This window comes from Pseudomonas sp. JV245A (assembly GCF_032424515.1).
GTDB lineage: Bacteria > Pseudomonadota > Gammaproteobacteria > Pseudomonadales > Pseudomonadaceae > Aquipseudomonas > Aquipseudomonas protegens.
In genome coordinates this window covers 26,802-39,799 of record NZ_VYKE01000007.1, presented here as the reverse complement: position 1 = coordinate 39,799, position 12,998 = coordinate 26,802, and the positions used below count along the sequence as shown (strand labels likewise).

Below are 12,998 nucleotides of genomic sequence, written 5' to 3'. Positions count from 1 at the left end.
GGATCTCGCTCTGGAAGAATCAGCGCTCAACCGCGGGGCAGGAACACATCGGCCAGCAGTTGATTGCGCGGCAGCCCCGCCAGGTACAGGCGCCGGGCGAAGGCTTCGACACTGTCAGGGTGACCGCAGAGTAAGGCCTGGGTTTGCCGGGAAACAAGCCGCAGTTGCGCCAAAGCGGCTGTCAGCTCGGCCCCGGTCCACAGCTCGACGGACAGCTGGGCCCGGTTCGCCGCCAGGGCCGCCAGGGGTTTGGCCAGGTAATGCTCACTGCTGTCATGGGCCAGGTGAATGATACGGATAGGGCCCTGGTGATCCTGGCGCAAGGCCTCGCGCAGTATGCCGAACAGCGGCGCCAGGCCGGTTCCCGCGGCCAGTAGCCAGAGTGGGCGCTGCTGCCAGTCCGGATCGTAGTGCAAGGCGCCGCCCCGCAACTCCCCCAGGCGCATCGGGTCGCCCAATTGCAACTGGCGCGCCGCATCGCTGAACTGGCCCGGATGCCGGCAATCCAGGTGGAACTCCAGAAAGCGGTCGTCTTCCGGCAGGCTGGCCAGGGAATAAGGCCGGGCGATCTGGCCGGCGGCCCACAGCACCAGATGCTGGCCGGCGCGGTAACGCAAGGGCCGCTGCGGCTGCAGGCGCAGGCGCAGGACCGAGCTCGACAACCAGTCCAGGCCGCTCACCGTCGCAGGCAGGCCATCACGCACAGGGTCGAAGGTCTCGACGTGCAGGTCCTCCACCACCTGGCACTGGCAAGCCAGGCGCCAGCCGAGCCGGCGCTGTTCGTCGCTCAAGGCATCCGGCCGGCTATCGCTGGGCAAGCCCTGGACACAATGCACCAGGCAGGCATGGCAACTACCGGCGCGGCAACTGTAGGGCACCGTCACGCCAGCCTGATTCAGGGCATCCAGCAGGTTGCTTCCAGGCGCCACCGGCCAGCACCGGCTGCCAACGGTCAATTCAGGCATCGAGGTTTTCCCAGGCTGCAGAGCAACGATTGCGACCGTCGCGTTTGGCCCGATACAGCGCCTGATCGGCGCGTTGCAGGGCATGGTCCAGATCGTCGCCGGCCCGCAGCAGGGTCATCCCCGCCGACAGGCTCAGGTCTCGTACGTTAAGGCCCACCAGTTGCACTTCGGTGAACGCCAGGCGCAAACGCTCGCAGCAGGAGGTCAGGCGCTCGGCGTCACACTCGGGCAGCAGTACCACGAATTCCTCGCCACCGTAACGGGCCAATACGTCGCCATCGCGCAGGCAAGCCGTGGCCACCGCGGCGAAGGCCTGCAGTACCTGGTCGCCGGCAGCATGGCCGTGGAGATCGTTGATGCGCTTGAAATGATCCAGGTCGATCAGCGCCAGCCCATGCACTTGCTCCTGATCCATGGCTTGCAGCTCGCGGCTGGCAATGCGCAGGAAATGCCGGCGGTTGAACAGGCCGGTCAGTTCATCGGTGGCTACCAGGTCCTCCAGCTGTCGCATCATGCCTCGCAGCGTGTCCTGATGGGCCTGCAAGGCAAAGCGCCGCTGGCGCATGCGTGAGCGCGAAGCCTGGACATAGGCGGCATACAGGCACATCCACACCAGCATCACCAGCAGCACGCAGACCTGCAGTGCGGCCAGTTGCGGATCACCGAGGAGCAGGCGATAGCCGTCCCACAGGTTGACCGCGGCAAAGCAAAAGAAGATCAGCGCCGCGCTGCGCAGATAGGCCCGGCGGGAGAGGTGAAACAGGCCGAACAGCAACGGCAGCAGGTAGAACACCAGGAACACCCCGCGGGCCTGATCCAGATGGGCCATCAGCCAGGTCTGCCAGGCGATGCCCAGCACCACCTGGACTTCGGTCAGGCTGGGGTCGGCGAACTGCAGGTTGCGTCCGCTGACGAACACCCAGCACAGCAGCGCCTGGCTGGCCAGCACCAGGCCAGTGCCCAGCAGCGCGCTGCCGCTCGAAGCACGGGAATGCCCCGTGACGACGGCCAGCCAGAACAGCAGCAGGATCAGTGCGTAAGTGCCCGCGGCAATGGCGAAGCGCTTGAATAACAGGCTCTGGATGGCTTTATGGGTCAATCGTTGACTCACCGTGAGAAAGGAGGCTTAAAGAGTTTCCTACCCTGCAGGCCACTTGCCACTTTAGTGCTGAGCCCGGCAAATGACTATTCAAATTTAAAACCCCGTCGCCAGGTTTCAGCGCCGACTCAGGCAAGAACAGTGCCCATCCGATGGGCGACTTTGGTTGGCCCGGCCGGCGGGTGTACCCAACCCCCAGGCGAGGTATACTGCCGCGCCTTTTTAGCGTCGCGCCAGTTGTCTGTCCGGCGTGCCTTAGAAGGTGCCTGCATCCGACCGATGCACCCAAGTGCAGGCACCTTATTAAATGTTCCCGTCTTTTAGAGGAGCGCGACTCATGACCGTGATCAAGCAAGACGACCTGATTCAGAGCGTTGCCGACGCCCTGCAGTTCATTTCCTACTACCACCCCGTGGACTTCATCCAGGCGATGCACGAGGCCTACCTGCGGGAAGAATCGCCGGCTGCCCGTGATTCCATAGCGCAGATCCTGATCAACTCGCGCATGTGCGCCACCGGCCACCGGCCGATCTGCCAGGACACCGGCATCGTCACGGTATTCGTGCGCGTGGGCATGGACGTGCGCTGGGACGGCGCCACCATGAGCCTGGACGACATGATCAACGAGGGCGTGCGTCGCGCCTACAACCTGCCGGAAAACGTCCTGCGCGCCTCCATCCTGGCCGACCCGGCAGGTAGCAGGAAAAACACCAAGGACAACACCCCCGCGGTGATCCACTACTCCATCGTCCCGGGCAACACCGTGGAAGTGGACGTGGCGGCCAAGGGCGGCGGCTCCGAGAACAAATCGAAGATGGCCATGCTCAACCCGTCCGACTCGATCGTCGACTGGGTACTCAAGACCGTTCCGACCATGGGCGCCGGCTGGTGCCCACCGGGCATGCTGGGCATCGGTATCGGCGGCACCGCCGAGAAAGCGGCAGTGATGGCCAAGGAAGTGTTGATGGAATCCATCGACATCCACGAGCTCAAGGCCCGTGGCCCGCAGAACCGCATCGAAGAGATCCGCCTGGAGCTGTTCGAGAAGGTCAACCAGCTGGGCATCGGCGCCCAGGGCCTCGGTGGCCTGACCACCGTGCTCGACGTGAAGATCATGGACTACCCGACCCACGCCGCTTCCCTGCCGGTGTGCATGATCCCCAACTGCGCCGCCACCCGTCACGCGCACTTCGTACTGGATGGCTCCGGCCCGGCGAGCCTGGAAGCGCCACCGCTGGACGCCTACCCGGAAATCGTCTGGGAAGCCGGCCCGTCGGCCCGTCGGGTCAACCTCGACACCCTGACCCCGGAAGAAGTGCAAAGCTGGAAGCCGGGCGAAACCGTACTGCTCAACGGCAAGATGCTCACCGGCCGCGACGCTGCGCACAAACGCATGGTCGAGATGCTGAACAAAGGCGAAACCCTGCCGGTGGACCTCAAGGGTCGCTTCATCTACTACGTCGGCCCGGTCGATCCGGTCGGTGACGAAGTGGTCGGCCCGGCTGGCCCGACCACCGCCACGCGGATGGACAAGTTCACCCGCCAGATCCTCGAGCAGACCGGCCTGCTGGGCATGATCGGCAAGTCCGAGCGCGGCCCGACCGCGATCGAAGCGATCAAGGACAACAAGGCCGTGTACCTGATGGCCGTCGGCGGTGCTGCCTACCTGGTAGCCCAGGCGATCAAGAAGTCCAAGGTCCTGGCCTTTGCCGAACTGGGCATGGAAGCGATCTACGAATTCGAGGTCAAGGACATGCCGGTGACCGTCGCAGTCGACAGCAAGGGCGAGTCGGTACACATCACAGGTCCCGCCATCTGGCAGAAGAAGATCAGTGACAGCCTGGCGGTAGAAGTGCAGTAAGCCCTTCCTCCGTTCGGCCCAGGCGGCGGTGCTGTTCATTGAATGGCCCGCCGCTTTTTTTATGCACCGCCCTTTCCCGACACTGTCCGCGATCAACGTTAGCCCCGGCGCTCATGCTATCGTTCCCGCCCCCATTGCAGCCTGCCCCGACTCATGGCCCAGATCTCTCGCCCCCTCCGCTTGACGTTCTATATCCTGGTGATTCTTGCTGGCACCGTGCTCAGCGCCGGCCTGGCCATGCGCCATGCAGAACGGCAGACGCTGGTGGAGGAAGCCGCCCGTGCCAATGAGCAGTTGGGGCTGTATGCCAACTCGCTGCATACCCTGATCGAACGCTATCGCGCCCTGCCGGCGGTCCTGGCCCTGGACCCGGAACTGCGCGCGGCGCTGCAGGGGCCGGTGGCCACCGAAACCCAGGACGCATTGAACCGCAAGCTGGAAAAGATCAATGGCGCGGCCCGCTCCTCGACCCTGGAACTGCTGAACCATGAGGGCCTGGCCGTGGCCGCCAGCAACTGGCGCCTGCCCAGCAGCTACGTGGGCCACAACTACGGCTTTCGCCCCTACTTCAAGCAGACCCGCAGCCAGGGCAGCGGGCGCTTCTATGCGGTGGGCGTGACCAGCGGCATCCCGGGGTATTTCCTGGCCAGCGCAGTCAAGGCCGACAACCAGGACTTCCTCGGGGCCATGGTGGTCAAGCTGGAATTCCCCGAGCTGGAACATGAATGGAGCCAGGGCAACGACACCCTGCTGGTCAGCGATGCCCGGGGCATCGTGTTCATCGCCAACCAGCCAGGCTGGCGCTACCGGCACTTGCAGCCGCTGTCGAGCAACGACCTGGAAGAAATCAAGCTCACCCGCCAGTACGACAAACAGCCCCTGACCCCGCTGCAGCACCAGACGCTGCAACGCTTTGACGACAACAGCAGCCTGGCCCGGGTCGAAGGCCCCGAGGGCCGCGCCAGCTACCTCTGGGAGTCCCTGCCGTTGGCCGCCGAAGGCTGGACCCTGCACCTGCTGCGCAAACCGCCGAATGCCTTCGAGGAAACCCGCAATGCCGGGCTTGCCGCCGCAGGTGCCTGGCTGACCCTGGTGTTCCTGCTGCTGTTCCTCAACCAGCGCTGGCGCCTGGGGAAAGTCCGCCAGCGCAATCGCCAGGAGCTGGAGCAACTGGTGGAGGAACGTACCCGCGATCTGCGCACCGCCCAGGAAGGCCTGGTGCAATCGGCCAAGCTCGCGGCCCTGGGGCAGATGTCCGCCGCCCTGGCCCACGAAATCAACCAGCCCCTGACCACCCAGCGCATGCAGCTGGCAACCCTCAGGCTGTTGCTGGATCACGGCCGGGTGGACGAAGCCTACAAAGCCCTGCGCCCACTGGACGACATGCTGACCCGCATGGCCGCCCTCACCAGCCATCTCAAGACCTTCGCCCGCAAGAGCCCCAGTGGCCTGCGAGAACGCCTGGACCTGACCGCTGTGGTGGACCAGTCGCTGCACTTGCTGGAAGCCCGGCTGCGTGCTGAAGACGTCGAAGTGGTGCTGCAACTGACCCGCCCGGCCTGGGTCCGGGGCGACGCCATCCGCCTGGAACAGGTGCTGATCAACCTGCTGCGCAATGCCCTGGACGCCATGCAGGACAAACCGCACAAGCGCCTGGAGATCAGTCTCGAAGCCGAAGACCAGCTCTGGCAACTGCGGGTGGCCGACAACGGCGGCGGCATTGCCGAGGAACACTTGCTGAGCGTCTTCGATCCATTCTTCACCACCAAACCGGTGGGTGATGGCCTGGGGCTGGGGCTGGCGGTGTCCTATGCCATAGTCCACGAGCTGGGTGGCCGCCTGAGCGTGGCCAACCAGGAGCAAGGGGCGGTGTTCACCCTGAGCCTGCCCATCGACCTGGAGGCCCATATCCAATGCTGAACTCAGTGATCGTGGTGGACGACGAAGCCAGCATCCGTACCGCCGTCGAGCAGTGGCTGAGCCTGTCGGGCTTCGAGGTCCAGCTGTTCAGCCGGGCCGAGGACTGTCTGGCGCAACTGCCGAAGAACTTTCCCGGGGTGATCCTCAGCGATGTGCGCATGCCCGGCATCAGTGGCCTGGAACTGCTGGCCCAGGTCCAGCGCCTGGACCCGGACCTGCCGATCATCCTGCTCACAGGCCACGGCGATGTCCCCATGGCGGTGGAAGCCATGCGCGACGGGGCCTACGACTTCCTGGAAAAACCCTTCAGCCCCGACACCCTGCTCAGCAGCCTGCGCCGGGCCCTGGACAAGCGCCGCCTGGTCCTGGAAAACCGCCGCCTGCACCAACAGGCCGACAGCCGGGCCAAGCTCGACGCCACCTTGCTGGGGGTCTCCAGGGCCTTGCAGACCCTGCGCCGCCAGGTACTGGAACTGGCAGCCCTGCCGGTCAACGTGCTGATCCGCGGCGAGACCGGCAGCGGCAAAGAACTGATTGCCCGCTGCCTGCACGACTTCGGCCCGCGGGCCGGCAAGCCCTTCGTCGCCCTGAACTGCGCGGCGATCCCCGAGCAGTTGTTCGAGGCCGAGCTGTTCGGCCATGAAAGCGGCGCCTTCACCGGCGCCCAGGGCAAACGCATCGGCAAGCTGGAATACGCCGACGGCGGCACGCTGTTTCTCGACGAGATCGAAAGCATGCCCCTGGCCCAGCAGGTCAAGCTGCTGCGGGTGTTGCAGGAGCAGAAGCTGGAACGCCTGGGTTCCAACCAGAGCATCAAGGTCGACCTGCGGATCATCGCCGCCACCAAGCCCGACCTGCTGGACGAGGCCCGTGCCGGGCGTTTCCGTGAAGACCTGGCCTACCGCCTGACCGTGGCTGAACTGCGCCTGCCACCCTTGCGCGAGCGCCGCGAGGACATCCCACTGCTCTACGAGCACTTTGCCCAGAATGCCGGGGAACGCCTGGGGCGCAGCGTCGCGCCCTTGAGCGGCGCGCAACTGAGCCGCCTGCTCAGCCACGACTGGCCGGGCAACGTGCGCGAGCTGGCCAACGCCGCCGAGCGCCAGGTGCTGGGCCTGGGCGAGCCGGAACCCGACGCCATCGAACCCGGCCAGTCCCTGGCGGCGCAACAGGAAGCCTTCGAGGCCCAATGCCTGCGCGCGGCCCTGAGCCGGCACAAGGGTGATATCAAGGCGGTGCTCAACGAGCTGCAACTGCCCCGCCGGACTCTTAACGAAAAGATGCAGCGCCATGGACTGACCAGGGAACAGTTCCTCAAGGAGGAGTAACCCCTATAGGACCCGGCTTGCCGGAGAATCAGCCTCAAGCCCGGCACCGCCCCCATCGACGCCTTCGCCCACATGCCCAGGGGCACGGCCGCTTTCGGCAATTTCCCGCTTACCCGCAAGGTGCCGATAGGCGGATTTCCGCTCATTACTCCCGCCTCCCCCCCCTCTAGCCCGGGCTTCTCGCCCTTGGCACAGGTCCTGCTATAGCCCCAGCAGGCTGCGCTCGCGCGCACTCCACAAAAACAATGAATAGAAGGGTCCTTCATGGATATCTCTAATACCCTGCCTGCCGGGTCGGCGGCTGCGCCCGCCACAGAAAAGACCACCGCCAGCCGCCTGAAGTCGATCTTCAGCGGTTCCGTGGGCAACATGGTCGAGTGGTACGACTGGTACGTCTACGCCGCCTTCTCGCTGTACTTCGCCAAAGTCTTCTTCCCCAAGGGCGACACCACCGCCCAACTGCTGAACACCGCCGCGATCTTCGCCGTGGGCTTCCTGATGCGCCCGATCGGTGGCTGGCTGATGGGGCTGTATGCCGACCGCAAAGGGCGTAAGGCCGCCTTGATGGCCTCGGTGCTGCTGATGTGCTTCGGCTCGCTGATCATCGCCCTGACCCCGGGTTACGAAACCATCGGCGTCGGCGCTCCCATCCTGCTGGTGCTGGCGCGCCTGATGCAGGGCCTGTCGGTAGGCGGTGAATACGGTACCTCGGCCACCTACCTCAGCGAGATGGCGACCAAGGAACGTCGTGGCTTCTTCTCCAGCTTCCAGTACGTGACCCTGATCTCCGGCCAGCTCATCGCCCTGGCGGTGCTGATCGTGCTGCAGAACATTCTGACCACCGAGGAACTGCAGTCCTGGGGCTGGCGGATTCCGTTCGGCATCGGTGCCCTCTGCGCCGTGGTAGCCCTGTACCTGCGTCGCGGCATGGAAGAAACCGAGTCCTTCACCAAGAAGAAGGAAAAGCCCAAGGAAAGCCTGATGCGCACCCTGATGCGTCATCCCAAGGAGTTGATGACCGTGGTCGGCCTGACCATGGGCGGCACCCTGGCCTTCTATACCTACACCACCTACATGCAGAAATACCTGGTGAACACTGTCGGCATGAGCATCTCCGACTCCACCACCATTTCCGCCGCCACGCTGTTCCTGTTCATGTGCCTGCAACCGGTGATCGGTGCTCTCTCGGACAAGGTTGGCCGGCGCCCGATCCTGATTGCCTTCGGTATCCTCGGCACCCTGTTCACCGTGCCAATCCTCACCACCCTGCACACCATCCAGACCTGGTGGGGCGCGTTCTTCCTGATCATGGCGGCGCTGATCATCGTCAGCGGCTACACCTCGATCAACGCGGTGGTCAAGGCCGAGCTGTTCCCTACGGAAATCCGCGCCCTGGGCGTGGGCCTGCCGTACGCACTGACCGTGTCGATCTTCGGCGGTACCGCCGAATACATCGCCCTGTGGTTCAAGAGCATCGGCATGGAAACCGGCTACTACTGGTACGTCACCGCCTGCATCGCCTGTTCGCTGCTGGTCTACGCGACCATGAAAGACACCCGCAAGCATTCGCGGATCGAGACTGACTGAAAACAACAACGCCCGGGTGCAAGGCCCGGGCGCTTTTCGCGATCTGTGGGGAAGCTTTCGCCGGCAAGCCGGCTCCTACAGAGGCTGTACAGGTCAGGAAAGTTCGGCAGCGCCCTGGCGCCCATCGCGGCTCTGGGCCCAGGCCGCCCCCACGATCATCACCAGCAGGATTCCCGCCAATACCGCCGACGAGCCGATGGTGCCGAAATCCAGGCCACCTTTTTCGTGGGGTTTGGTGAGGAAGTCACCCAAGGTTGCGCCGAACGGCCGGGTCAATACGAAAGCGACCCAGAACAACAGCACCGACGAGAGCCTGGTGAAGTACTTGAGCAGCACCACCACGGCGATGGTCAAGCCGATCAACAGCGCCCCGCCGGCAAAGCCCAGCCCCGAATCGTCCGCCAGGTAGTCGCCGAGGGCGGTGCCCAGGGTGTTGGAAAACAGGATCGCCATCCAATAGAACATCTCGCCGCGAAAGGTCTGGATCTTGTTGACGTTCAGCGAGTCGCCACTCAGACGCCAGAGCGCGAAGATCGCCAGCAGAATACCGATCAGGATCAACGAGCCACTGGCATAGCCCAGGCCCAGGGTGCGGTCCATGAAATCCGACATGGTGGTGCCGGCGGTACTGGTGGAGAGGATCACGATCCAGTACAGCACCGGGTTGTAGGTCTTGGACCACAGCTGGGTGACCAGGGTCAGCAGGAACACACTGATCAGAATCATCGAGCTGATGGCATAACCCACATTCAGGGTCATCGACAGCAGGTCCCCCGCTGTTTCGCCGAGGGTGGTCGCGCAGATTTTCATGACCCAGAAGGCCAGGGTGATCTGGGGTAGCTTGTTCATTCGCAAAGGTGCTCCAAAGGTCGCATTCAAGGCGGCCTGTCTATGGACTGCAGGCCTGCGCGGAGGCTGAACGTCAAGGGGTGAAAAACAGGTAAGGCGCGGATGAAAAAATCGTTGAAATATTTTCTTACAAGCAATCTGCTCAATTAATGATCAGTTAATGCTGGATGCATAGCCTGCTAATGAATCCAAGTGGGTACTTGGCTCTTCTATGCAGTGAGGCTTGAACGCGGTATTTGGCGGCGAGGGCCGACCTCATAAGCATCGATAAAGCAGATATTTATAAGCATTAATTTGCGCTTTTATATCAATTTTACCGGAGTAGGATTCATACCAAGCCCAACGCATTCATCTCAACGAACCCGGAGTCACCATCATGAAAAGCAAACTGATCCTCGCCCTGACCCTCTCGGTACTGGCTGCCAACACCTTCGCCGCTGATGGCTACGATCGCACCGGTTCTGCCACCTTCGCTGCCGATGGCTACGATCGCACCGGCTCCGCCACCTTCGCTGCCGATGGCTACGACCGCACCGGTTCCGCTACCTTCGCCGCCGATGGCTACGATCGCACCGGTTCCGCCACCTTCGCTGCCGATGGCTACGACCGCACCGGTTCCGCTACCTTCGCCGCTGATGGCTACGACCGCACCGGTTCCGCCAGCATCAGCTGATTGATGCACCTGACACCACAGCCCGGCCTTGGCCGGGCTTAGTCGTTTCTGGCCAGGGGAAAACACCCACAGCGTGGAACGCTCAAGGGCCAGGACGCTGGAATTGGGCGATTGCGCACTGCACTATGACGCCCTTACCCCGCCCCAAGCAGGAACCTTGAGCCATGCCCGACGATATCCACTTTTACCAACCTGCCCTGGGCCACGGCCTGCCCCACGACCCGTTCAATGCCATCGTCGGCCCGCGCCCCATCGGCTGGATCTCTTCCCAGGATCGCGAGGGTCGCCTGAACCTGGCGCCCTACAGCTTTTTCAACGCCTTCAACTACATTCCACCGATCATCGGTTTCTCCAGCGTCGGGCGCAAAGACAGCCTGAACAATATCGAGCAGACCGGCGAGTTCGCCTGGAACCTGGCCACCCGACCTCTGGCCGAGCAGATGAACCAGAGCTGCGCCGCAGTCCCGGCCGAGGTAAACGAGTTCGAACTGGCCGGCCTGACCCCCGTGGCGTCGAAAGTCATCAGCGTGCCCCGGGTAGCCGAGAGCCCGGTGTCCTTCGAGTGCAAGGTCACCCAGATCATTCAATTGCAGCGGGCGGACAAGGAACTGGTGCCGAGCTGGCTGATCCTCGGCGAAGTGGTCGCCGTGCATATCGCCAAGTGGCTGCTCAAGGAAGGGATCTACGACACCGCCGCGGCAGAGCCGATTCTGCGCGGCGGCGGGCCGGCGGATTACTTCCAACTGGGGCCAGAGGCTCTGTTCAGGATGCACCGCCCGGGGGCAGTCAAATAGCGCTTGGACTCAGTAGCTCTTCCAGCTCAATTCGCCGTCCTGATCGACGTCGGCCAACTGTTCGAGTTGTTGTGCGGCAGCCTGGTCGGCGTCATGCGCCGTCTTGAATTTCTGCTCATCCAGGACTTTATGAAAGCGTGGTGCGCTTGATGAGCCGAGAGCCTTGACGGCGATGGCGGCGCTGTATCCCCCCTCCCCTGGAACCACAGCGGAAACTGCTTCGTAGTGTGCAAACTCTTTGCGTGCCATGTTGCGAGTCCTGGCCAATGAAAAGTCGGCCATTCTAAACCTTCAACTGGCCAGCTTGTGCACCGGCGCCTGCTGTAGTTGCGGATATTCGCCATGGGCTTGCAGCGCCGACACGGTACTGAAGGTATGAAAATCCAGGCTGTTGACCACCAGGTCCTGCACCAGCTCGGCAAAGATCGCCATGGCCGGGGAATTGAAATAGGCCGTCATCGCCTGCTGGCTGCTCCAGAAACCGGACACCAGCCACAGGTCGGCATCGCACTGCGAATGCTGCAGGGCAAAATGCAGGCAACCACAGGCCTGGCGGGACGGTTCGATCAGGCTGCTCAAACGCGCACCCAGCTCCTTGGAACGCCCGGCCCGGGCTCGGACAAAGGCCATGTGACTGACGGGAATATGCGTGGACATGTGCGACCCTCCCAGGGTGTTGTCGAGGCAGCCATGGGACGGGCTGCGACAGGATCAACGATACGGGGCAGGCCCTCGCGCGCGTTAGTCGATTTCTGCCGTTGATTTGCCCAATCCTGCGACAAGCCCTTTGCTCCCTCCCCGACTCCGCGCCATTGGGCAAAAGCATGACAACGGTGTTTCAAGCAAGTGAAGCTCAGGAGCATCGGCTGATCTTGCCTATCGCGCGCGCAAGCAGCAGGATCAGGCAAGTTTTACGCAGGATTCGCCTACCCGCGCTTCTTGCACAAACTTAAGCTGTGCCGACTGCAAACACTCGGAGGCTGCCCCATGCCATCACTGGAAACCCCGCCACCGCCCCTGGCCCCGGGGATGGAACGGCAGCGCGTGGAACTGGCCGCGATCATTGCACGCAACACCGCCGAGGACGGCAGCTACGCCACGGCCATCGACTCGTTGTTCGTCTCGCGCCACAGCAGCTCTCATCAATTCGGTTCGGTGCTGGCACAGCCGGCGCTGTGCATCATGGCCCAGGGCCGCAAGGAAGTACGCCTGGCCGATGAAAGCTACAACTACGACCCCTTGAATTACCTGGTGGTCTCGGTTTCCGTCCCCCTGAGCGGCAAGGTGGCGATCGTTTCACCAGAGGAGCCGATCCTGGCCCTGCGCCTGGACATCGACCCCGGGGAAATCAATGCATTGATTGCCGATGCCGGCCCCATCGGCGTACCCGCCCGGCCTACCGGGCGCGGCCTGTACGTGGAGCGCCTGGACCCGGCGATGCTCGACGCGGTGTTGCGCCTGACCCGCCTGCTGGATACCCCGAAAGACATCGCCATGCTCGCGCCGCTGGTACGCCGGGAAATTCTCTATCGCCTGCTGCGCAGCCCCCAGGGCCACCGCCTGTATGAGATCGCCACCGCCAACAGCCAGGGCCACCGGGTCAACCAGGCCATCAAGTGGCTCAACGGCAATTTCGTGCACCCGTTGCGCATCGATGATCTGGCCCGGGAGGTGAACCTGAGCGTCTCGACCCTGCACCACCGTTTCAAGGCCATGACCGCCATGAGCCCGCTGCAGTACCAGAAACAGTTGCGCCTGCAAGAAGCCCGGCGGCTGATGCTGGCCGAGGGGCTGGAGGCTTCGGTGGCGGGCTATCGGGTGGGTTATGAAAGCCCGTCGCAGTTCAGCCGCGAGTACAGCCGCTTGTTCGGCGCGCCGCCGTTGCGGGATATGGCGCGCCTGCGGGTGAGCAGCTGAGGCCT

General features: G+C 63.4%; 12 protein-coding genes. 7 read left to right on the top strand and 5 right to left on the bottom strand.

Going from position 1 to position 12,998, the window contains the following annotated elements:
* Positions 1-26 precede the first annotated feature (26 nt).
* Positions 27-965: an iron-sulfur-binding ferredoxin reductase gene (locus tag F6S12_RS03645; RefSeq protein WP_011063053.1), complete on the bottom strand. Its 939-nt coding sequence runs from the start codon at positions 963-965 to the stop codon at positions 27-29.
* Entirely contained in the window at positions 958-2,064 is a 1,107-nt protein-coding gene (locus F6S12_RS03640) for a sensor domain-containing diguanylate cyclase (RefSeq protein WP_041752521.1), read from the bottom strand. Before F6S12_RS03640 ends, F6S12_RS03645 begins: the two co-directional genes overlap by 8 nt.
* A 337-nt stretch (positions 2,065-2,401) precedes the next feature.
* Between F6S12_RS03640 and F6S12_RS03635 the strand changes: the two genes are divergently transcribed.
* The 4 genes from F6S12_RS03635 to F6S12_RS03620 all read left to right on the top strand — a co-directional run bounded on the left by F6S12_RS03635 (position 2,402) and on the right by F6S12_RS03620 (position 8,760).
* Positions 2,402-3,925: a fumarate hydratase gene (locus F6S12_RS03635; RefSeq protein WP_011063055.1), complete on the top strand. Its 1,524-nt coding sequence runs from the start codon at positions 2,402-2,404 to the stop codon at positions 3,923-3,925.
* Positions 3,926-4,078: 153 nt separating this feature from the next.
* Entirely contained in the window at positions 4,079-5,845 is a 1,767-nt protein-coding gene (locus F6S12_RS03630; RefSeq protein WP_011063056.1) for an ATP-binding protein, read from the top strand.
* Entirely contained in the window at positions 5,839-7,173 is a 1,335-nt protein-coding gene (locus F6S12_RS03625) for a sigma-54-dependent transcriptional regulator (RefSeq protein ID WP_011063057.1), read from the top strand. Before F6S12_RS03630 ends, F6S12_RS03625 begins: the two co-directional genes overlap by 7 nt.
* 264 nt (positions 7,174-7,437) lie before the next feature.
* Complete coding sequence (locus F6S12_RS03620; protein ID WP_011063058.1) at positions 7,438-8,760, top strand: MFS transporter; 1,323 nt, start codon at positions 7,438-7,440, stop codon at positions 8,758-8,760.
* Positions 8,761-8,853: 93 nt separating this feature from the next.
* Here F6S12_RS03620 and F6S12_RS03615 read toward each other — a convergent pair whose 3' ends face one another.
* The gene (locus tag F6S12_RS03615; protein WP_315868716.1) at positions 8,854-9,609 is read right to left on the bottom strand and encodes a hypothetical protein; all 756 of its coding nucleotides are present in this window, start codon (positions 9,607-9,609) and stop codon (positions 8,854-8,856) included.
* A gap of 376 nt (positions 9,610-9,985) precedes the next feature.
* Here F6S12_RS03615 and F6S12_RS03610 point away from each other — a divergent pair, with 376 nt between their 5' ends.
* A complete protein-coding gene (locus F6S12_RS03610; protein WP_047288821.1) occupies positions 9,986-10,282 on the top strand; it encodes a hypothetical protein in 297 nt (98 codons plus the stop codon).
* A 164-nt stretch (positions 10,283-10,446) separates the two neighbouring features.
* Positions 10,447-11,076, top strand: coding sequence for a flavin reductase family protein (locus F6S12_RS03605; protein ID WP_315868715.1), 630 nt, complete (start codon positions 10,447-10,449; stop codon positions 11,074-11,076).
* Between the two features lie 9 nt (positions 11,077-11,085).
* Here the strand turns inward: F6S12_RS03605 and F6S12_RS03600 are convergent, their stop codons facing one another.
* Complete coding sequence (locus F6S12_RS03600; RefSeq protein WP_053159908.1) at positions 11,086-11,358, bottom strand: hypothetical protein; 273 nt, start codon at positions 11,356-11,358, stop codon at positions 11,086-11,088.
* A 9-nt stretch (positions 11,359-11,367) separates the two neighbouring features.
* Positions 11,368-11,733 carry a putative quinol monooxygenase gene (locus F6S12_RS03595; protein WP_011063063.1) on the bottom strand — a complete coding sequence of 122 codons (366 nt, stop codon included), beginning with the start codon at positions 11,731-11,733 and terminating at the stop codon, positions 11,368-11,370.
* A 330-nt stretch (positions 11,734-12,063) separates the two neighbouring features.
* Here F6S12_RS03595 and F6S12_RS03590 point away from each other — a divergent pair, with 330 nt between their 5' ends.
* On the top strand, positions 12,064-12,993 hold the full coding sequence (locus F6S12_RS03590; RefSeq protein ID WP_161466175.1) for an AraC family transcriptional regulator: 930 nt from the start codon (positions 12,064-12,066) through the stop codon (positions 12,991-12,993).
* Positions 12,994-12,998 lie beyond the last annotated feature (5 nt).